Below are 20,565 nucleotides of genomic sequence, written 5' to 3'. Positions count from 1 at the left end.
CCGCTCCCCTATTCGACTTCGATGTCGCTTACTCGGCCGCTTCGAGCGCCCGCTGCCCGGCGGCAACCTCGGTCGGGGCCAGATATTCGCCCGGGCGATTGCCCGTATACTGACCGTCGGCGAAGGTCTTGACGCCATTGACGAGCGTCAGACGCATCGGCGCGGCCTGGCGGGTGAAGCGCCAGGTCGTGCCGCCGTCGCCATCCGGCACGTCAAAGCGCTTTTCCATGTCGCGATAGGCGATCTCGTCGAGATTGAAGACCACGACGTCGGCGCGGCGGCCGGCCTTGATCTCGCCGGTGTCGTGCAGGCCGAAGAAATTGGCCAGCTTGCCGGTCTTGATATGGATCGCCTGTTCGAGCGAGATCATGCCGTTCTTCACATATTTGGTGAGGAGCAGGATATTCTCGCCACCGCCGCACAGCATCTGCAGATGCGCGCCGGCGTCGGAGATGTTGCCGACCGACCGCGGGTCGTTCATCAGTTCGACGGTCAGCCCTTCGTCCTTCGGGAAGGGTGCCATATGAACCGTCGAACGCGTGCCGTTCTCCAGGATCCACTGCGCCATGGCATCCGAGCGGTGAAGGCCGCGGCTGTCGGCGAAGTCCTTCAGCGTGATGCCGACCGGGCCGGCACCATTTTCGCTGTCCAGCAGATAGAGGTCCTGCGGATTGTTCATCGGCGAATGCGGCCAGGCCTTGGTGTCCCAGCTTTCGCGGGCACGGGCGCGCCAGTCCGCATCGGCCAGCAGCCGCGCCTTCTCCTCATGCGTCTCGGCGAGGACGACCTCGTGCCAGACATAGTCGTTCGACTGCGCGAAGATCAGCGACTTGATCAGGCTGAGCGTGCTGGTCGGCGAGACATGGGCATAGCCCGGCCAGATGTCCGCGCCTTCGGCGCGCAGGCGTCCGAGCGTCTCCTGCAGCTTCGGCAGGATGTCCTTCTGGAATTCCAGCGTCGGCACCGCGCCCGCGATCTGCATGCGGATGCCGCGGCCCTTGGTCAGGCGACCGAGGCGCTCGAGGCTCGCCGGGCCCGTCTTCCGCATGAAGGTGTCGATGATGCACTGATAGGTCGTGCCCGGATAACGCTGCATCACCGAAAACAGCGCCTCGAACTCGGCATCGTCTGCCAGCAGCGTCGGAATGGCGCGGTCATCGCCGTCATGATCGTGCAGATTGTCCGACATGCCGAGCGCACCTGCCGCGAGGGCGTCTTCTAGCAGTTCGGCCATTCGCGCGATTTCTTCGGCGGTCGCGGCACGTTCCCAGGCCTCGACGCCCATAGCGGCAAGGCGCAGCGCGATATGCCCGACGAAAGCCGAATAATTGGTCGGCACGGTGACGTTGCGCGCCATCGATGCCTTATATTCCGACCAGGTCTCCCAGTCCCACGGCACATGCTGCAGGAACGGTTTCAGGGGGATATCCTCGAAGAAGGAGAAGATCTTGATCATCTCCAACTGCGCGGCCTTCTCCTTCGACAGAGGGGCGGCGGTGAAGCCACAATTGCCGAGGATGACGGTGGTGGCGCCATTGCCGGGGAGCGGATCGAGATCCGGTTGCCACCACATGGTCGCGTCATAATGGGTGTGGCTTTCGATGAAGCCAGGCGTGACATAGCAGCCTGCTGCATCGAAGACCTCTTCCCCGGCGCGCGGCGCGAGACCGGAACCGACCTCGACGATGCGGTTGCCTTCGATGCGGACGTCCGCATCGAAAGCCTTGGCACCGGTACCGTCGATCACCTTGCCGCCGCGAATAAGCATATTTGTCATCTGAACTACTCCACTCCTACGTTCATTCGGCCGCGATCGCGGCCGGCTCGGCAACGGCAGCCGGCTCCAGGAAGGCACCCGGCTTGGCCCCGGTGTAGGCGCCGTTGCGGAAGGTCGCCTCGCCATTGACCAGCGTCAGCTTCATCGGGGCGGGCTTGCGCGTGTAGCGCCAGGTGATGCCGCCCTTGCCGTCGGTGACGTCATAGACCTTCTCCATGTCGTGCTGCTCGATCTCGGCGAAATCGAACACGACCAGATCGGCGCGCTTGCCGGTCTTCACCTCGCCGATATCGGTCAGGTGGAAGTGGTTAGCGAGCTTGCCCGTCATCGAATGGACCGCTTCCTCAAGACTGATCGCCTTCTGGTCGCGGACATATTTGGTCAAATAGACGAGGTTCTCGCCGCCACCGCAGAGCATCTGGAGATGCGCGCCGGAGTCGGTGATGTTACCGACGGTCTTCGGATCGCGGATCATGTCGACCACCACGTCGTCGTCCATGTCGAACGGCGCCATGCGCACCGTCGACAGGACGCCATTGCGCAGCAGCCATTCCGCCATCGCGTCCGACCGGTGCAGGCCCAGTTCCTCGGCATATTCGAGCAGGGTGCAGAAGGGGCCTGCCCCATTGTCCGAGCCGAGCTTGGTCAGCAGCAGCATGCCGGGATTGTTCATCGGCGACTGCGGATAGCATTGCGTGTCCCAGCTCTCGCGGGCACGGGCGCGCCATTCCGGATCGCGCAACAGCTTTTCCTTGGCCTCGGCGCCGTCGGCCAGAACGACCTCGTGCCAGACATAGTCGTTCGACTGGGCGAAGATCAGCGACTTGTAGAGGCTCAGCTGGCCGGTCAGCGGCACATGGGCATAGCCGGGCCACACGTCGATGCCGTCCTTGCGCATCTGCTCGACGCGGTCGCGCATCGGCTGCAGCAGATATTTCTGATAGGCGACGGTCGGGATGGCGCCGGTCAGCTGGGTGCGCAGCTTGCGGCCCTTGAGCAGCTTCGCCATGCGGTCGGTCTGGGCCGGGCCGGTATCGCGCATCAGGGCGACGTCGATGATGCACTGGAAGGTCGAATTCGGATAGCGATCGAGCACGTCGAACAGCGCCGAGAATTCGGCATCGTCGGCGACCAGCGTCGGGATCGGTCGGTTTTCGCCGTCATGATCGAGCAGGTTGGTCGACAGGCCCAGCGCGCCATTGGCGAGCGCGTCGTCGAGCATCGCGGCCATGACCTTGCGCTCTTCGGCCGTCGCCGGGCGCTTCCAGGCGTCGAGACCCATCGATGCCATTCGGATTGCGATATGGCCGACATAGGCCGCATTGTTGAGCGGCAGCCGGATCTTCTCCTTGACCGACGCCTTATACTCCGACCAGGTCCGCCAGTCCCACGGCACATGCTTGAGGAAGGGCTCGAGCGGGATATCCTCGAAGAAGGAGAAGATCTTCACCATCTCCAGCTGCGCGTCCTTGTCGTCGGACATGGGCGCGGCCGTGAACCCGCAATTGCCGGTGATGATCGTGGTCGCACCGATACCGGGGAGCGGATCGAGGTCCGCCTGCCACCACATGGTCGCATCATAATGGGTGTGCGCTTCGATGAAGCCGGGCGCGACGATGCAGCCGGTCGCGTCGAACTGCTCCTCGCCTTCGCGCGGGTCCAGATCCTGTCCGATCTCGACAATGCGGTCGCCCTGTATGCGGACGTCTCCGGCGCGGCGTTCGGCGCCGGTGCCGTCGACGATAGTGCCGTTCTTGATCAGCATGTCGGCCATGGCCTCTTCCTCTCCACTCTGAATGTCGGTTGGTCACCGATCCGGTCACGCCCTCCGCATGCCGGCCTATGATGGTGGACCGAAGCTATCGGCAGGCTTGGGACGGAACAAGGAAGGCGCGCGCCATGCGCAGAATACGGGATCAGCCAGCGACGCATAACGATACATCAGATGATCCCTCACTCCCTCGGCGCTGGCCAAGAGGCGAACAAATTGCGCAAAAGCTGTGTCGAAAGGGGAGAGGAATGTCGCTTACCGAACTGATCGACAAGGATGCGATCCAGCAGGTCTACATCCGCTATTGCGAGATCGTCGACGCCAAGGATTTCGACCGGATGGACGAGGTCTTCCAGGAGGATTGCGTCGGCGATTACACGCAGGCGCTGGGACCGGGCGTGATCAGCCCGAACCGGGCAAGCCTGATTGCGTCGATGCACGCCAATCTGGGCCCCGATTCGAGCTGCGGCGCCACCCACCACAATGTGCTGAACTTCCGTATCGCGGTCGACGGCGACCGGGCGACCGCCAAGGTCCATTATTATGCGGTCCATCGTGGACGCGGCCGGTGGGACGGCGCGCTCTATTCGATGTGGGGGCAATATGCGGACGAGCTGGTCCGGACGCCCGCCGGCTGGCGCGTGGCGCGCCGGGTCTACACCGTCGCCCTGACCGAGGGCCCGTCCGAGGTCGTCGCCGGCCCCTGATCGCAGGCGAGCCAGGCGTTGCGCAGCTCATAGCCCGTGACGAGGTCGTTCCAGGTCACGTCCGGCACCTTCTCGAAACGCAGCCCCGGTATCGCGAGGAGGCGCAGCAGGAAGATGTCGGTCTCCTGGATCGCGAGGAAGGAGCCAGGACACCGGTGATGGCCATCGCCGAAGCTCAGCACCGGCCCGCCCGCTCGATCGGCCGGGCAGCGGCCCGGTTGGGCGGCGAGCGGCCTCTCTCCGCTGACGGCCGGATCGGCGTTGACCGCGCGGACGTCCACCGCAACCAGCGCGCCCTGGGGGATCTCGGACTCGCCGACCGACACCGGGCAGGTCGTGCGGCGGAAGATGGTGCCGACCACCGGTTCGAGCCGCAGCAACTCCTCGAGCAACGCGTAACGCGCATCCTCGTCCGAGGCGAGATAATGGTCGCGCAGCACCGGATTCTCGAGCAGGTGCCATGAGCAGACGGTGATGAACTCGCGCGTCGTAACCATCCCGGCGGCACCATAGGTGATGCACTCGGTCAGGATTTCGGTGTCCTTATAGCCCTCCGCCAGCAGGTGCGAGATCACGTCCTCGCGCGGCGCCGCGCGGCGGACCTTCGCGCTCGGCCGAACATCATACCAGTAGAAGCGCATCAGCCGATATTGCGCGACCAGCGCCTGCCAGGCCTTGCGCAGCGCCCCCTCGGCAGTTTCGAGGCCATCGGCGAAAAAGGCGTTGATCCGCTTGTCGAGGCCGGGCTTGCGGCTGTCGGTAAGGCCCACGACCTGCGCCGCGACGCCGACGGCCATCTCCATGCCCATGGTGCTGAGTTCGCCCCGCCCCGCGCGACGGAAGTCGCCGATCACCTTGTCGGCAAGGTCGTTCATCAGTTCGCGATAGCGGCTGTCGACCGCGCGCGGCGTGAAGAAGGGGGCGGTCAGCCGGCGCTGCTCGCGGTGCGTCTTGCCTTCGAGGAACAGGATCGGGACCTTGCCCTTCTCCGGCAGCCGCTCGAGCAGTTCGGCCTTGAACCCCGCCTGCTTGGTCGCATCGCTGCGCAGCAGCTTGCGCGCGGCGGCAAAGCTGCGGATGTGCCAGGTGCCGTTCTTGTCGCGCTCGACGGGCACGCGCGATGGGCGGCGGCCAAAGGCGGTCCGCCGCTCATCGGGTTCGATCGTCGTTTCCATATCCATCAGAACGGCTCCATTTACGGAACCGAATTATCATAACCTCACCGATCCGGCAACCTGACCGAAAGTGCCATCAGGGATGGTGACCGGCGATCTGCTCCATGACCGCTTCGAGGATCGGCCGCCACGCCGTCGCAGCGGCCTCGTCCGCATAATCGTCGGCGGCGGCGCGCAGATGAGGAAGCTCGTCCTCGTCCCAGCTTTCCAGCGCCGTCTTGAGTTCGCGTGCCTGGTTGGTGCCCCGCGCCGAGAGCGCCGCGAAATGTCCGGCCGCGACGGCCGCGCCGAGCACGACCTTCGCCATCGCGCGATAGAGGTCCATCGCCTCACGCGCAGTAAAGCCTCGCGCCTTGAGCGCACCGAGAAAGCCATCGACCGATTCGAGCTCGACCTCGATCCCCCAACGCGCCTCGACGAACTCGATCACCAGCGAGGGCTGTTGCCCAACCGAGCTGAACAGCGAGGTGGCGTGATCCATCACCAGTTCGCGCCAGGGCTGCCCCCTGTCGATCGGCAGCGCACGGATCGCCTGCCGGCCGACCGCAAGCCGGATCAGCGCCTCTCGATTGTCGACATAGCGGTAGAGGGTTGCGATGCCGACGCCGAGCGTCGCCGCCAGTTCCTTCATGTTGAGGTCGGGAAGGCCCATCTCGATCGCCGTGTCGAGCAGGCGATCGAGCGTCAGGCGGCGCGGGCGTCCCGCAGGCCGGGCGGGGATAGAATCTGATTTGGTGTCCACGCGGGCCATCTTCCCGTGCTTTGACCGGGAATCAAGCGTCCTCGGGAAGCTCCGGCGCCCAGGCGACTCCGTTGATGTGCGACCCACCGTCGAGAAACAGCGTATTGCCGGTCAGATAGCGGCTGTCCTCACTCGACAGAAAGGCGATGACCGGCGCGATATCCTCGACCGGATCGCCCATGCGTCCCATCGGATTCTGCGCGGCCATGATCGCCGCCGTCTCCGGATTCATGTCGCGAAACTTGCGATAGGCCGCGCTGATGCTCGCCGGGCAGACGATGTTGCAGGTGATGCCGTGCCCCGCCCATTCGCGCGCGGCGGTCCGGGTGAAGGCGCGGAGCGCCTCCTTGCCGACATTATATTCGGCCGACCCGATATGCGCGTTGACCCCGTTGAGCGACGCGATGCTGACGATACGTCCCCAGCGCTTCGCCTTCATGACCGGGAACACCGCCTGCATCGCCCATTTGGCCGCCATCAGCGCCATGGTCAGGCCGTGCTGGATCGCAGCGTCGCTCTTATTCTCGATCCGGCCGAGTTGCGTGCCGCCCCAGGCGTTGTTGATCAGAATGTCGACCGTGCCGAAGCGGGCGATCGCCTCGGCGACCATCGCTTCGACCTGGTCCTTCTGCATGACGTTGCAGGGGAAGAAATGCGCCCCCGTCTCCTCTGCCGCCTTATGTCCGCCTTCCTCGTCGAAGTCGGCGAGCAGCACCTGCGCACCGTCGGCCCGAAACCGCTCGACCACGCCCCGGCCGATGCCGTCGGCACCGCCCGTGACGATCGCGACCCTGCCCTCCAGCGCGCCAGTCATGCGATCAGCTCCGATATTGGGCGACGATCTCGCGGATCGCCGGGACGATGTCATTGCGGCGGTAGCCGAGCAGTTCTGCAACCTTGGGATCGGTGTCGTAGAACAGGCTGTTGCCCCGCCCGAAGAAGATCGCACCATCGGGCAGCATTGGATGCTCTTCGTCGCGCACCGGCGGCTTTTCGCGGCCGACACCCTCAAAGAAGGCCCCGAAATAATCCTGGAAGGACAGATTCTCGTCACCGACCAGATAGGAACCGCCGGGCTCGCCGCGTTCCAGCCCGCCCTCGATCGCCTCGGCGAGCGACTGGGTCGAGATGAAGTTGGTGCCGCCCGGAGGCGCGAATTCGGGCATCGGTGCGAACTTGCCCTCGGCATATTGGGTATAAGCGGCGAACATCGGGACGACGAGGCCCGGTACCGCACCGACGACGAAGGGCGCGTTGATGCTCATCGCGACGAAGCCGTCGTCGGCAAGGGCGGCCACGCCCTCGTCCGACACCTTGCGCGACTTCACATAGGCGTTGGTCTCGACGAGGTGCGGCGCCGCCTGGGGATAGAAGCTGCCGACATTGACCGCGCGCTTGATGCCGGCCTTCCTCGCCGCCTCGAAGAAGCGCGGCACGCCGACCGAATTGGCATCGTGCCAATGCTGATCGCCGACGCCCTCGGGCTGGTGGCGGACGTCGTTGCCCGCCGCGAAGACGAGCGCATCGAACTGGCCGAGCGCATCGCGGTCAAAGTCCATGTTGACATAGTCGACCCGCAGGAAATGCAGGTCGCCGAGCGGCGTGCCGGTGGCCGGCGGATTGCGCCCGGCGACCGTGACGTCATGCCCCTTCGCCTTGAGATGGAGCGCAGCGCGCCCGCCGATCATGCCGGCACCGCCGACGACGATGATCTTCATATGCTTTTCCCTCGGGTCAGAAATGGGGGCAGATCAGAAATTGAGGCCGTTGCCCGACAGCACGGGCACGTTGGTCCAGACGCCACGCGGATCGCGGTACCAGCCGGCCGCGGCCAGTGCGCCGCCGTCGATATGCAGCGCGGTGCCGGTGATCCAGGCCGCATGCGGGCTGGCGAGGAACAGGATTCCCGACGCCATGTCCTGCGGAATGCCGAAGCGGCCGAGCGGGATCCAGCGCGGGATATGCTCGCGATGTTCCTCGGGAATCATCAGCGACACCGGCACCTGCGGGGTGTCGGTCGTCTCCGGCGCGATCAGGTTGATGCGGATGCCTTCCGGACCGAGTTCCAGCGCCAGGCTCTTGGCAAAGCCGGTGAGCCCCGCCTTGCACGCCGCATAGACGGCGCAGTTGGGAATGCCGCGGAAGCCCTCGATCGAGGATACGCAGACGATGCTGCTCCCGGCGCCCTTCTTGCGCAGCAGCGGTATCATTGCCTTGGTGACCGAGAAGACCTGGCCGAGGTTGGTCATGTACAGCCGGCCGACCTCCTCGTCGGTCAGTTGGTCGAACGGCTTGGCCAGCATCAGGAAGTCGCCGACATTGTTGACGAGGACGTCCAGCCCGCCAAAGGCCTCATCGACCTTCTCGGCGAGCGCCGCCACAGCCGCAGGATCGGTCACATCGCCGACGACCACGAGCGCGTCCGGGCCGAGAGCTGACCTTGCATCCGCCGCGCGCTGCTCGTCGATCTCTATGATTGCGACACGCGCGCCGGCATCGCGGAACGCCTCGGCGGCAGCGCGCCCTATACCGACGCCTCCTCCGGTGACCAGCACGGTCTTGCCCGTGAAATCGTACACCATCCCCTCCATGTGGATCATCTTGTCGTTCGACTCGATGGCTAACGCGACCCACCGCCGATCGCAAGCCTATACAACGCAATGCGCAGCGATATGACAGTTTGACTTTGCATTTGCGTTTTCATCTCGGCACAATATTGCGAGATAGATCATAAGGAGGGTGCTGGCGATGTCCGGTGACATGATGGAAGCGATGGTCCTCAACCGGTTCGGCGGGCCCGAAGTTCTTGAACTCGCGCAGATCGAACGTCCGCGCGCCGGCCCCGGACAGGTCGTCGTCCAGGTCGCCTATGCCGGCGTGAATCCGGCCGACTGGAAAGCGCGTGAAGGCTGGCTCCAGCTTTATTTCCAATATGTCTTCCCCTTCGTCGTCGGCTTCGACGCTGCGGGCCTCGTCGCCGAGGTGGGCGAGGGCGTCACGGGTCTCGCGGTCGGCGACCGCGTCGTGACCGCATCGAACCAGGGCAAGGGCGAGCGCGGCTCCTACGCCCAATATGTTTTGTCCGACCGCGAGCGTGTGGTGAAGCTGCCCGACCATGTTGCGCTGCGCGACGCTGCCTCGATCCCGACGGCGGCGATCACGGCATGGGAAGCGGTGTTCGATGTCGGCGGGACCAAGGCGGGCCAGCATGTCCTCGTCAACGGCGGCGCGGGCGGCACCGGCGGTTTCGCGGTGCAACTGGCGAAGATGGCCGGCGCGAAGGTCGCGGCGACCTGCGGCCCCGCCAATGTCGATTATGTCCGCAGCCTCGGCGCCGATCTCGCGATCGACTATCGCCAGGGCGATGTCCGGGCGCAGGTCGCAGCCTGGGCGCCCGATGGCGTGGACCTCGTCGTCGACACGGTCGGCCAGGGAACGCTGCTCGACTCGATCGAGATGGTCCGCCGGGGCGGTATCGTCGCGCCGATCGGTACGCTGATCGCGGACGAACCGATGCCCGACCCCGCGCGCGCCGCCGAGCTGGGCGTGGCGATCGTTCCGACCATCGCCAATTTCGCCCGACAGGAGCGCCAGTTGAACGCGCTCGTTGACGCGATGGGCGCCGGCAAGATCAAGGCCCCCGCGATCGAGATCCTGCCGCTCGCGCAGGCGGGCGAGGCGCACCGCCGCATTCAGGACGGCCATGTCCGCGGCAAGATCCTTCTCGCGGTCAACGAGGCCCTGTCATGATCTGGATCGTCGACGAAATCGAAACCAGGCCCGGCATGGGCCAGGCCTTTCTGAAGGCCTATATGGCCGACTATGCCCCCGGCAACGAGGCGCGTGGGCTCAAGCTGGTCCAGACAATGGTCGAGCCGGCGATGTGGCTCGACGACGCACCCAACCGGCTGCTGCTGATCTGGCAGGCCGATCATGCCGGCAGCGTCTGGGGCGCCAAGCATCAGGCGCGCGGCGACGAGGCGGTTTATCGGTGGTGGAACGAGACCGCGCCGCCGTTCATACTCTCGCGCAAGCGCGGCACCTATGCGCCCGCCGAGGCGCTGGAGGCGCTCGCCCATGTATAACCATCTGATCATCCCGACCTTCGCGCCCGAGCACCGCGACGAAGCGATGCGCACGATCGCAGAGGCGAGTGCGGCAATCGACAGCGCCTCGATATTGTTCGCCCCCACCCTTCCCGGCGTCTACAATGGCGGTGATGCGATCTGGCGCGGAAGCTTCGCCGACCGCGCGGCTTGTGAGGCGGCGTTGGCCAGCGACGCCTGGGCACATGCCGCCCGGCTGCTCGCCGACCCGGCCGTCACCCCCCATGCGGATATCGTGTCCTATGCCAATGGCACGGTCGGCGGCCCCGTCGACGGCGGCGGACTGTATCGCGTCGCCCTGTTCCGCGCCTCGGTAAACCCCACGCCGGAAAGGCTCGACCAGTTCGGGCAGCAAACCTCATCGCTGCCGAAGGCGATCTCGTCGATCCGCCGCTGGCAGGTCGCCACCGCAGATGAGGCTTCGGGCCTCCACGAATGGACGCATGTCTGGGAACAGGAATATGCCGACCGGGCGGGGCTCGAAGGACCCTATATGATGCACCCGGCGCACTGGGCGCATGTCGAGCGCTGGTTCGACCCCGAATATCCGGAGTTCCTCGTCCATCCGCTGCTCGTCCACACCTTCTGCGCGATCGAGCAACCGGTGATCGTCGCCTGACAGCTGGGAGGGAGGGGCGAGCGCCCTTCCCTCTTGCCTCGCATCAGTCGGCTGGCGAATAGGCCGGATAGTCGGTGTAGCCGCGCGCGCCTTCGGCATAGATCAGCATCGGATCGAAGGTGGCGAGCGGGTGCCCTTGCCGGAAACGTTCGACCAGATCCGGGTTGGCGATGAAGGGCCGGCCGAAGGAGATGGCGTCGGCCGCCCCGTCCGACAGCAGGGCCTCGGCCTTGACCTGATCGATGCTCTCGTTGAGGATCAGCGGACCGCGCCAGTGCGCGGCGGCCAGCGCCCGATGATCGAGCCCCTGCGGCACGTCCATCGCGATCAGATGGCAGTAGGCGAGCCCCAGCCCGTCGATCGCATCGAGCAGGGTGGCATGGGTTTCCGCCGGATCCTCGTCGTGCAGATCGTTGAACGGATTGCCGGGGCAGATGCGGAAGCCGACCCGATCGGCCCCGATCCGCGCAGCCAGCGCTTCCAGCGTCTCGACGACGAAGCGCACCCGGTTTGCGGCCGAACCGCCATAGCCGTCGGTCCGGCGATTGGTGCCGGTCGCCATGAACTGGGCCGGCAGATAGCCCGAGGTGCAGTGAAGCTCGACCCCGTCGAACCCCGCCGCGATCGCGCGTGCGGCGGCCGAAGCATAGGCCTCGATCACGCCTGGAATTTCCGACGTCTCCAGCGCGCGGGGCATCATCGTCCCCGACATGCCGGTGGCTGTCCACAGCTTTGCATTGGCCTGGATGGCGGACGGGGCGATGATATCGGTTCCGGCGGGGCGGTTGGCTTCGGCGGCGATGCGGCCCACATGCATCAACTGGGCTACGATCGACCCGCCGCGCGCGTGGACCGCGTCGGTCACCTTGTTCCAGGCCACGCGCTGCGCGTCGTCATAGATACCCGGCGTGCGGGGATAGCCCTTGCCCTCGATCGACGGGTGGATACCCTCGCTCACGATCAGGCCGGCGTCGGCGCGCTGCGCATAATAATCGACGTGCAGGTCGGTCGGCCGGTCGGCGTCGTCCGCGCGGCTGCGCGTCATCGGCGCCATCACGATGCGGTTGCGCAGGTCGAGCGCCCCGAGGCGCACGGGATCGAACAGTCCGGGCATCAGCGTACCTTCACCTTGGGCGCGGCGGCCGATCCGCGCATCGTTGCGATGAATTTCTCCAGCGGCGCCGGCTCGGCAACGGGTCTGTCGGCCGGCCCGCTGCGCGCCCAGAACTCCTTCCAGGACGGGAAATAGTCATGATAGCCGCCTTCATAAGGCTCGCGACCGGGCCAGCGCATCTTGCGCGCGCCGATCGGCGGCTTGTTGAGGTCGGTCGCGTACCAGTAGAGCGGCAGCCGCCGGCGGAAATACCAGCGCCCATCGATCCGCTCGTAGCGGTCGACATAGATCATCTGCATGATCACCCATTCAGGGCCGGTCTCATGCTCGTTCTTGGAATAGACGACCCCCTGCGCATGGTCGGGATCGTCGAACTCGATGATATGGCCGCCGATATGGTGCGAGGTGCCATCGAACTGCTGGCGCATCGTCTGGTCGAACCAGTCGCGGAGCGCAGCGCGGCCGGTGGATCCGTCGCCGACCTTGACGTCCTCCGGAAAGAGGCCGACCCAGGCATCGGCGTCGCGCATGTCGAGGGCGAGGCTGTATTTGGCCGCAAGCTGGCGGATCGCATCGATCGACTCGAGCCGGTCGAGCCGCTTGAGGATATCGTCGGTCACTGCTCCCTCCCAACGCAGACTCCAGCATCATTCCACTGGAAACTGTCGATTTGCGTTGATACACGTTCGATCAGCTTCGCATAGTGTAGTTTTACACGATAAGCGATTACGGGAGGGGACATGGCGTTCGATCGGGAAGTGGATCTGCTGGTGGTCGGGTCGGGCGCTGCCGCGCTGGTGGCGGCGTTGCGCGCGGCCAAGGCAGGTGCCGACGTCCTCGTGACCGAAAAGGGTGATCTGTGGGGCGGCACGTCGGCGACCTCGGGGGGCGGCATCTGGATTCCCGGAAGCCATCTCGCCGCAGCCGCCGGCCGGCCCGACGATCTGGAGGAAGCCTTCGGTTATGTCCGCCGGCTGACCGCGCCGAACGTCAAGGACGAGCAGATCCGCGCCTTCATCGACAACGCGCACCGCATGCTCGCCTGGATCGAGCGCGAGGCGGACGTGGAATATGCCGCCCTGCCCTATCCCGATTATTACCCGGAGACCGAAGGCAGCCGCGACGGCTTCCGCACCCATTTGATGCCGGGCGAGGTCGATGCACGAACGATGGACCGCGCGACCTTCGATACGATGCAGCGCGCCTCGCCGGCCGCCAGCCTGTGGGGCCGGATCAACTGGAAGCTGTCGGAAACCAACACCGTGTTGTTCCGCCCCAAGGGCTGGCTGGGCGTCACGCTGAAGGTGATGGCCGGCTACTGGCTCGACATTCCGCAACGGCTGCGCAGCCCGCGTGACCGCCGCCTGACGCTCGGCACCGCGCTGATGGCGCAGCTCCGCAAGGCGCTCGACCGCACGGGGGCGACCTTCTGGCTGAAGAGCCCCTTCACCGGCCTGATCGAAGAAGGCGGCAAGGTGGTCGGCGCTACCGTGCGCCACGAGGGCCGCGAACTGCGCATCGGCGCACGCCGGGGCGTCATCCTCGCTGCGGGCGGTTTCGAGCGCAATGCCGCGCTACGCGAGGAGCATCTGCCCGGGGCGCATCAGCCGCAGGCGAGCGGATCGCAGGTCAACAATGAGGGCGATGCCCTCTTCGCCGCAATGAAATTGGGCGCCGCGACGCGCAATCTCGACTCCGCATGGTGGGCGCCCGTCTTCCGCATCCCCGGCGAGGACCGCGCACGGCTGTCCACGGTCGAGCGCGCCCTGCCCTATTCGATCATCGTCAACCAGGCGGGCAAGCGCTACGCCAACGAGGCGCTGTCCTATCATCGCTTCGGCGAGGCGATGATGGCGCGCCATAAGCCGGGTGCGAGCACCGATCCCAGCTGGCTGGTGTTCGACGCGCGCTATCGCGCCCGCTATCCGGCTGGCCCGGTGATCCCCGGCTTTCCCGACGCGATCCTGCCCGCCGCCGTGCGGCAGGTGCTGGTCAAGGCATCCGCGATCGGCGAACTGGCCGAGAAGATGAAGGTCGATCCTGTCGCCCTGAAAGCGACCGTCCAGCGCTTCAACACCATGGTGGGTCAGGGCCGCGACGAGGATTTCGGGCGGGGCGATGCGACCTATGACCGGCTCTATGGCGACCCGCGCGTCTCGCCCAACCCCTCGCTCGGCACGGTCGAGAAGGCGCCCTTCTATGCGATCCCGCTCTATCTGGGGGACATCGGCACCAATGGCGGCCTCGTCACCGACGGCCGCGCCCATGTGCTGCGCGAGGATGGCAGCGCCATTCCCGGCCTCTATGCGGTCGGCAATCTCGCTGCTTCCGTAATGGGCTATAGCTATCCCGGCGCCGGTGCGACGCTCGGCCCGGCGATGACCTTCGGATGGCTCGCCGCCGCCGATGCGATCGGGATCAACGAACCCGCCTGAACGGGCAAGGCTCGGCGGGGTGGCGAGCGCTTGCCCGCCCCCCCGCCCGCCATCAGGCGAAGGCGCGCTTCAGCGCTGCCGCACCGAGCGCCACCGCCTGGTCGGCGATCGGCGAAAGGCCGAAGAAGCTCGCAAAGCCATGAATGCCGCCCGAGAAATCGTGGAGGTCGGTGGGCACGCCCGCCTCGCGCAGCCTCATGGCATAGGCGAAACCTTCGTCGTGCAGCGGGTCGTTCCCCGCGAGGATGATCGTAGCGGGCGGCAGACCCGACAGATCCTTCGCCCGGATCGGCGCGGCGAGTTCGCTCGGCTGCGCGTCGCCGACATAGGCTTTCCAGAAGAAGACCATCATCTCGTTCGACAGGAAGCCGCCTGCCGCATTGGCGCGGTAGGAGCCATTGTCGAAATCATTGTCGATCACCGGATAGAAAAGCACCTGCGCGAGCGGGGCATGCGGCTTGCCGCGCAGCGACAGGGCGGTCGCCGCCGCGAGATTGCCCCCGGCGCTGTCGCCGACCAGCGCATAACGGCTGCGATCGACGCCGAAGCTCGCGGCGCGCGCGGGCAGGCCTTCGACCGCCGCGACGCAGTCGAGCAGCGGCGCGGGGAAAGGATGTTCGGGGGCCAGACGATAGCCGACCGACAGCACGGCGCAGCCTGCCTCCTGCGCGATCTTGCGCGCCAGTGCGTCATGCGTCTCCAGCGTGCCGACAACCCAGCCGCCGCCATGGAACAGCACCGCGACTGGCAGCGTCTCGCCCGGTTTCGGATGATAGAGCCGGGCGGGCAGCGGTCCCGCCGCGCCATCGACCTCGACATCGCGCACCTCGGCGACCTCGACCGGCGGCATCGGCATGGGATTATCCATCATCGCCCGCATCGCGTTCGCTTCGAGCGGATCCGGCAAGGCAAAGCCGCTGGCGGCCATGGCATCAATCATTTGCTGCAAGGCTGGATCGATCATTCTATTCCCTCTCCTGATGCTGGACCTGATGCCCGAAGAATATGACGACATGCCCGGCGTGCTCGCCGCGCTGTTCGCGAGCCTGCTGGACGAAGAACCCTGGGCGGCCTTCCTGGACCGGCTGTCGAAAGCGTCGGGCGCGACCTGGGTCACGCTGATCCTGACGCCGCGCGCGGCCGAGCAGCCCGGCATGATACTGACGCCCAATGCCGATCCGGGCGTCGGCGCCGACTATAGCAGCCGCCTGTTCGCCGACGATCCCTTCATCGGCCTGCCCGACGGCAAGGTCGAGCATTTCCGCGATTTCGTGTCGGCGACGATGCTCGATCGCAAGACGGCCTTCCGCGAGTTCGTCGAGCATACCAGCGACGAGATCCTCGGTGTCGACATCGGCGAGGCGAGCCGGCTCGAACTGCGCCTGCGCCTCACCCGCGCGGCCGATCAGCCACGCTTCACGATCGAGGACCGGCGCAAGCTGGAGAAGATCGTTCCCCATCTGCGCATCGCCCTCGCCCTGTTCGAGCGGCTGGCGGCCGGCGAGACCGAGCAGCGCATCTATGCTGGAGCGGTCGCGCAGATGGCGGTCGGGCTGATCATCCTCGACCGCAAGGGCAAGGTGCTGCGGCTCAATGCGCCCGCCTCGACGATCTTGGCGGAGCAGGATGGAATCGCACTGCGCAACGGCGCGCTGAGCTTCGACGACGCCGCGCTCGGCCGCCAGCTTCAGGACAGGCTTGCGCGCGGCGAGGACGGCGCGCCGATGACGATCCGGATCGAGCGGCCCTCGGGCACCGGCGATCTGCTGCTGGTCGCGGGACAGGCGCCGGCCCCCGACTTCGTCTCCGCCGGCGGCGGCCCCGCGCTGGTGCTGTTCCTCACCGACCCGACGCATGGGCCCCGCATCTCCGCCGAGGCGATCCGCGACTTGCTGGGCCTCACCCAGGGAGAAGCCGCCGTCGCCGCGCATCTCGCGGAAGGACTGGCGCCGGCCGAAGTGGCGGCACGGCTCGGCATTTCGGCCAACACCGTGCGCGCCCATCTTCGGTCGATCTTCGGCAAGACCGGGGTCAAGCGGCAGAGCCAGCTGGTGCAGCTGGTGCATCAGAGCCTGCCCAGCCTGTCGCGCCCCGCCGGCTGATCTCTAGAGATCGAGTGGCGGGAAGGACGACAGCAGCGCCGCATCGACCAGCTGCGCCTGACCGTTCACCCCGGCGGCGTTGCGCGACAGCAGGAACAGCGCCACCTCGGCGATATGCTGCGCCGACAGGCCACCGCGATAGTCGGGGTCGGTGAGTTCGGCCTTGATCGAGTCGTCCTGCTCCAGCCCGTTCATCGGCGTCAGCACCATGCCGGGACAGATCGCGTTCACCCGCAATTGCTTCTCGGCAAAGGCCCGCGCCGCCGAGCGGACGAGCCCCACCATGCCATGCTTCGACGTGGCATAGGCCGCCGCTTCGGAGAAACCGATCACCCCGGCCGCCGATGCCGTCACGACGCAGGCGCCTCCGGGACGCGAGCGCGCCAGCGCCAGTTGCAGGCCGAGGAAGGTCCCGCGCAGATTGACCGCGATGATCTTGTCGAACAACGCCGGGGTCACCTGATCGAACGGGATATAGGGCTGCAGCATCCCGGCATTGAGGAAGGTCAGGTCGACCCCGCCGAACGTGCGCTCGGCAGCGTCGAACATCGCCTCATTGTCGGTATCGCTGGAGATATCGGCCTTGACCGCAATGGCGTTGCCGCCGGCCTGGACGATGAGAGAGGCGGTGGCTTCCGCGCTCTCCCCGTTCAGGTCGGCGACGACGACCGATGCGCCCTCCGCCGCGAGACGCCGGGATGCGGCACGGCCGATTCCCGACCCGCCACCGGTGACGATGGCGACCTTGTTCGCGAACATGGGCCCGGTCATTCCGCCGCGATCGCGGTCTTCTGCTGATCGCGGAAGTGGGGGATGACCTTGGTACCGATGTTGCGGATCGTCTCGAGGATCGATTCGTGCGGGATCGTCCCCATCTGGAACAGGAACAGCACCTCGTCAGCGCCCGCTTCCTGCAGCCGCGTCACATAGCGGATGCAGTCGTCGGCATTGCCATAGGCGTCCTGCGCGACCGAATAGTTGCTGGTGTGTTCGTCGCCGATCTCGATCTTCTCTTCGGACAGATAGGTGACGATCGCTTCCTTGCCCTTGCTGAGCGCGGCTTCCTGCTCCTCGGCCGACAGGTCGTCGATCGAGGGCTTGGGGCCACCCTGATACCAGTGGGCGATCGCCTCGGCGAAGAAGCGCTGACCGCGCAGGCCGATGCGACGGGCCTCCTCGCGATCGTCGAGCACACAGGCGGCGCAGAAGGCGGCGAGATGCTCGGTCGGCACGACGCCGACCTGATCCTCGGCCTTCCGGTTACGGAAATTCTCGCGATAGACTGCATTCTTGCGGGCGATTTCCTCGGGGCCGGAGAAGCCCAGAACGAGCGCGCCGATGCCGCGACGGCCGGCCAGCTCCAGCGTGGCTTCACGCGTGCAGGCATAATAAAGCGGCGGGTGCGGCTTCTGCAGCGGCTTCGGGTGGATCGGACGGCGCGGGATCTGGATGTACTGGCCATCATGCTCGATCTCGTCCTGCGTCATGATCTTCGGGATCAGATACATCGACTCGTCGATCATCGGCTGCAGCTGGGTCAGGTCATAGCCGAAGGTGCCGGCTTCCTGCTGGGTGCCGCCCTTGCCCATGCCGAAATGGACGCGGCCGCCCGACAGGATGTCCAGCGTCGCGATCCGCTCCGCCACCTTCACCGGGTGGTTCATCGCGGGCGGCAGGCAGACGACGCCATGGCCGATGCCGATGCGCGAGGTCTTGCCGGCCAGAAAGGCCAGCATCGTCTCCGGCGCGGACATATGGGCATATTGGGTCAGGGCGGTGTGCTCGACGCACCAGACCGTGTCGAAGCCCATCTTCTCGGCGAGCAGCACCTGCTCGACGATCTCGTTGAAGCAGCGCACCTCCGACTCGGGTGAGGGGTCCGCCATCTGCGCTTCGTAGATGATCGAGAATTTCATGATGTCCGCTCTCCTTAAACCTGGCCGGTCTTCGATTTGCCGGCTGCATCCGGACGGAAGACTATGTGGCGGGGAAATGCGCGGCATCGTCCAATCGGACTATGCGGCCTGCGGTCCCATGCGGCACCCTGCATCCAACGACATAACCCATGAGGAGGGGACGATATGGTCAGGCTGTCACATCGCGGGATCTGCATCAGCGACATGCAGGCCTCCGAGCGCTTCTATCGCGAGGGCCTGGGGTTCGAGGACCATCAGGACTATGGGATCATCGAAGGCGCCGACATGGACAAGACCATGGAACTGCCCGGCGTCCGCCTGCGGGCAAAGATGCTCCGCCACCCCGACGGGCCGGTCATCGAACTGCTGCACTTCCTCGCGCCCGAAGCATCCGGCCCGCGCGAGCGACGCTCGACGCTCGACTATGGCCTTGTCCACCTGTCCTTCTATGTCGACGACATGGACGCGGCAGCGGCGCGGATCGCGGCGGCGGGCGGCCATGTGCATGAAAGCACCCGCGCCCATTATGCCGAGAACAACACGACGATGCTCTATTGCACCGATCCCGACGGGGTGCGGATCGAGCTGATGAAGGCGCCGGGCGTCGCCGCGCGCTTCTCGCACAGCGGGATCTGCGTCGATGATGTCGACGTCTCGCTGGCCTATTATCGCACGCTCGGCTTCGAGCGCGCCGAGGATTATGTCCTCGACCAGGGCCTCGACTGGCTCGGCGTGATCAACGAGGTGCCCGGCATCAAGCTGCGCGCGCAGATGATCCGCGACGCCGAGGGCAATACGCTCGAACTGCTCAAGGTGTTCGAGCCGGGCAGCAAGGGCCAGCGGACACGCCGCCCGCTCAACCGCTTCGGCCTGACCCACATCGCCTTCTGGGACGACGAACCCGAGAAGACGGCAGCCGAGCTCACCGCGCGCGGCGGCCATTTCGTCGAGGCGGCGCATGTGCGCACCCCGGTGATCGAACTGATGCACGGCGCCGACCCTGACGGCGTGCGCATCGAGCTGATGCGGCCGCTCGTCACCGCCTGAAAATAGCCCCGCAGTTGGGCCTCAGCCCAGTTGCTCGGCCATTTCCGCCAGTTCGAGCCAGCGCAACTCGGCCTCCTCCTTCTTCGCCCGCGCCGCATCGATCGCCTTGGTAAGGGCGTCGAAACGGGCGGGGTTGCTGGCATAGAGGTCGGGGTCGGCGAGCGCAGCTTCGTCGCGGGCAATAGCGGCCTCGAGTTTTTCGATCTCGCCCGGCAGCAAATCCAGCTCGCGCTGGTCCTTGTAGCTCAGCTTGGTCTTCGCCTTGGCTGCGGCTGGCGCCTGGGGAGCAGCCTTGGAGGCGGCCGGACGGCAGCGCGCCGCCGCGTCGGCCGCGCGCTGCTTTTCCCAATCCTCATAGCCACCCGCGACGATGTCGACTTTGCCGCTACCATCGAGGCCGAGCGTGACTGTCACGGTCCGGTCGAGAAAGTCGCGATCGTGGCTGACGATCAGGACGGTACCCTCATAATCGGCGATCACCTCCTGCAGCAGGTCGAGTGTCTCCAGGTCGAGGTCGTTGGTCGGTTCGTCGAGCACCAGCAGGTTGGACGGACGGGCAAATTCGCGGGCCAGCAGGACGCGCGACCGCTCGCCGCCCGACAGCGTTCCCACCTTGGCTTCGGCCATCGACGGCTCGAACAGGAACTCCTTGAGATAGCCGTGGATATGCTTCCGGTTGCCCTGGACCTCGATCCAGTCGCCGCCGTCGGCCAGGATGTCGCGGACGCGCTTCTCGGGTGCCATCAGCTTGCGCTGCTGGTCGATGACGATGCCGTCGAGCGTCTTCGACAGCTTCACCTGGCCGCTGTCGGGCGCCAGTTCGCCGGTCAGCAGCTTGAGCAAGGTCGACTTGCCCGCACCGTTCGCGCCGACGACACCGATCCGGTCGCCACGCGTGATCCGGAACGTCAGGTCGCGGATGATCGTCCGGTCGCCAAAGGCCTTGGTGACGTGCTCGGCGTCGATCACGACCTTGGTCTTGACGTCGTCGGCCCCGATCGAGAGCTTCGCCGTTCCCTGCGGGCCCATCATCGCCTTGCGGGCCGCGCGCATC

20 protein-coding genes are annotated in these 20,565 nt (G+C 66.1%); 7 read left to right on the top strand and 13 right to left on the bottom strand.

From position 1 onward, the window contains the following. Window positions 1-28: 28 nt before the first annotated feature. Window positions 29-1,777, bottom strand: coding sequence for an amidohydrolase family protein (locus tag KAY22_RS03735; protein WP_296620175.1), 1,749 nt, complete (start codon window positions 1,775-1,777; stop codon window positions 29-31). A gap of 22 nt (window positions 1,778-1,799) precedes the next feature. Then, complete coding sequence (locus tag KAY22_RS03730; RefSeq protein ID WP_296620174.1) at window positions 1,800-3,551, bottom strand: amidohydrolase family protein; 1,752 nt, start codon at window positions 3,549-3,551, stop codon at window positions 1,800-1,802. 245 nt (window positions 3,552-3,796) lie between these two features. Here KAY22_RS03730 and KAY22_RS03725 point away from each other — a divergent pair, with 245 nt between their 5' ends. After that, on the top strand, window positions 3,797-4,255 hold the full coding sequence (locus KAY22_RS03725; protein ID WP_296620173.1) for a nuclear transport factor 2 family protein: 459 nt from the start codon (window positions 3,797-3,799) through the stop codon (window positions 4,253-4,255). Here KAY22_RS03725 and KAY22_RS03720 read toward each other — a convergent pair. The 5 genes from KAY22_RS03720 to KAY22_RS03700 form a co-directional block, all read right to left on the bottom strand. Then, on the bottom strand, window positions 4,204-5,436 hold the full coding sequence (locus KAY22_RS03720; RefSeq protein ID WP_296620169.1) for a cytochrome P450: 1,233 nt from the start codon (window positions 5,434-5,436) through the stop codon (window positions 4,204-4,206). The genes KAY22_RS03725 and KAY22_RS03720 overlap by 52 nt on opposite strands. Before the next feature lie 70 nt (window positions 5,437-5,506). Next, window positions 5,507-6,172, bottom strand: a complete 666-nt coding sequence (locus KAY22_RS03715) for a TetR/AcrR family transcriptional regulator (RefSeq protein ID WP_296620166.1) — start codon at window positions 6,170-6,172, stop codon at window positions 5,507-5,509. A 31-nt stretch (window positions 6,173-6,203) separates the two neighbouring features. Beyond that, window positions 6,204-6,986, bottom strand: a complete 783-nt coding sequence (locus KAY22_RS03710; RefSeq protein ID WP_296620164.1) for an SDR family NAD(P)-dependent oxidoreductase — start codon at window positions 6,984-6,986, stop codon at window positions 6,204-6,206. 4 nt (window positions 6,987-6,990) lie between these two features. Then, window positions 6,991-7,890 carry an NAD(P)-dependent oxidoreductase gene (locus KAY22_RS03705; protein WP_296620162.1) on the bottom strand — a complete coding sequence of 300 codons (900 nt, stop codon included), beginning with the start codon at window positions 7,888-7,890 and terminating at the stop codon, window positions 6,991-6,993. Between the two features lie 33 nt (window positions 7,891-7,923). Next, window positions 7,924-8,772: an SDR family NAD(P)-dependent oxidoreductase gene (locus KAY22_RS03700; RefSeq protein ID WP_296620160.1), complete on the bottom strand. Its 849-nt coding sequence runs from the start codon at window positions 8,770-8,772 to the stop codon at window positions 7,924-7,926. Between the two features lie 148 nt (window positions 8,773-8,920). Here KAY22_RS03700 and KAY22_RS03695 point away from each other — a divergent pair, with 148 nt between their 5' ends. Genes KAY22_RS03695 through KAY22_RS03685 form a run of 3 tightly spaced genes read left to right on the top strand, consistent with a single transcriptional unit; the run spans window position 8,921 to window position 10,897 of the window. Beyond that, on the top strand, window positions 8,921-9,922 hold the full coding sequence (locus tag KAY22_RS03695; RefSeq protein WP_296620158.1) for an NADP-dependent oxidoreductase: 1,002 nt from the start codon (window positions 8,921-8,923) through the stop codon (window positions 9,920-9,922). Beyond that, a complete protein-coding gene (locus KAY22_RS03690; RefSeq protein ID WP_296620156.1) occupies window positions 9,919-10,257 on the top strand; it encodes a hypothetical protein in 339 nt (112 codons plus the stop codon). The genes KAY22_RS03695 and KAY22_RS03690 overlap by 4 nt, the downstream gene beginning before the upstream one ends. Then, on the top strand, window positions 10,250-10,897 hold the full coding sequence (locus KAY22_RS03685; RefSeq protein ID WP_296620154.1) for a Dabb family protein: 648 nt from the start codon (window positions 10,250-10,252) through the stop codon (window positions 10,895-10,897). Before KAY22_RS03690 ends, KAY22_RS03685 begins: the two co-directional genes overlap by 8 nt. A 43-nt stretch (window positions 10,898-10,940) precedes the next feature. Here KAY22_RS03685 and KAY22_RS03680 read toward each other — a convergent pair whose 3' ends face one another. Then, window positions 10,941-12,011, bottom strand: coding sequence for an alkene reductase (locus KAY22_RS03680; RefSeq protein WP_296620152.1), 1,071 nt, complete (start codon window positions 12,009-12,011; stop codon window positions 10,941-10,943). Then, window positions 12,011-12,631, bottom strand: coding sequence for a nuclear transport factor 2 family protein (locus tag KAY22_RS03675; protein WP_296620149.1), 621 nt, complete (start codon window positions 12,629-12,631; stop codon window positions 12,011-12,013). The genes KAY22_RS03680 and KAY22_RS03675 overlap by 1 nt, the downstream gene beginning before the upstream one ends. Window positions 12,632-12,751: 120 nt before the next feature. Here KAY22_RS03675 and KAY22_RS03670 point away from each other — a divergent pair, with 120 nt between their 5' ends. Next, a complete protein-coding gene (locus KAY22_RS03670) occupies window positions 12,752-14,446 on the top strand; it encodes an FAD-dependent oxidoreductase (RefSeq protein WP_296620146.1) in 1,695 nt (564 codons plus the stop codon). Between the two features lie 52 nt (window positions 14,447-14,498). Here KAY22_RS03670 and KAY22_RS03665 read toward each other — a convergent pair whose 3' ends face one another. Continuing rightward, window positions 14,499-15,374 carry an alpha/beta hydrolase gene (locus KAY22_RS03665; protein ID WP_296620144.1) on the bottom strand — a complete coding sequence of 292 codons (876 nt, stop codon included), beginning with the start codon at window positions 15,372-15,374 and terminating at the stop codon, window positions 14,499-14,501. On the opposite strand from KAY22_RS03665, the gene KAY22_RS03660 reads away from it, so the two are divergent. After that, complete coding sequence (locus KAY22_RS03660) at window positions 15,373-16,548, top strand: helix-turn-helix transcriptional regulator (RefSeq protein ID WP_296620141.1); 1,176 nt, start codon at window positions 15,373-15,375, stop codon at window positions 16,546-16,548. The genes KAY22_RS03665 and KAY22_RS03660 overlap by 2 nt on opposite strands. 3 nt (window positions 16,549-16,551) lie before the next feature. Here the strand turns inward: KAY22_RS03660 and KAY22_RS03655 are convergent, their stop codons facing one another. Further along, a complete protein-coding gene (locus KAY22_RS03655) occupies window positions 16,552-17,307 on the bottom strand; it encodes an SDR family oxidoreductase (protein WP_296620139.1) in 756 nt (251 codons plus the stop codon). Window positions 17,308-17,315: 8 nt separating this feature from the next. Next, window positions 17,316-18,464, bottom strand: a complete 1,149-nt coding sequence (locus tag KAY22_RS03650; protein WP_296620138.1) for an LLM class flavin-dependent oxidoreductase — start codon at window positions 18,462-18,464, stop codon at window positions 17,316-17,318. Between the two features lie 165 nt (window positions 18,465-18,629). Between KAY22_RS03650 and KAY22_RS03645 the strand changes: the two genes are divergently transcribed. Beyond that, window positions 18,630-19,511 carry a VOC family protein gene (locus tag KAY22_RS03645; protein WP_296620135.1) on the top strand — a complete coding sequence of 294 codons (882 nt, stop codon included), beginning with the start codon at window positions 18,630-18,632 and terminating at the stop codon, window positions 19,509-19,511. 21 nt (window positions 19,512-19,532) lie between these two features. Here the strand turns inward: KAY22_RS03645 and KAY22_RS03640 are convergent. Continuing rightward, window positions 19,533-20,565: ATP-binding cassette domain-containing protein (locus tag KAY22_RS03640; protein ID WP_296620132.1), on the bottom strand; the 1,033-nt coding region annotated here is incomplete at its 5' end.

The sequence above is a fragment of the Rhizorhabdus sp. genome (assembly GCF_018006725.1).
In the GTDB taxonomy this organism is placed as follows: domain Bacteria; phylum Pseudomonadota; class Alphaproteobacteria; order Sphingomonadales; family Sphingomonadaceae; genus Rhizorhabdus.
This window is presented reverse-complemented; position numbering and strand designations above follow the sequence as displayed.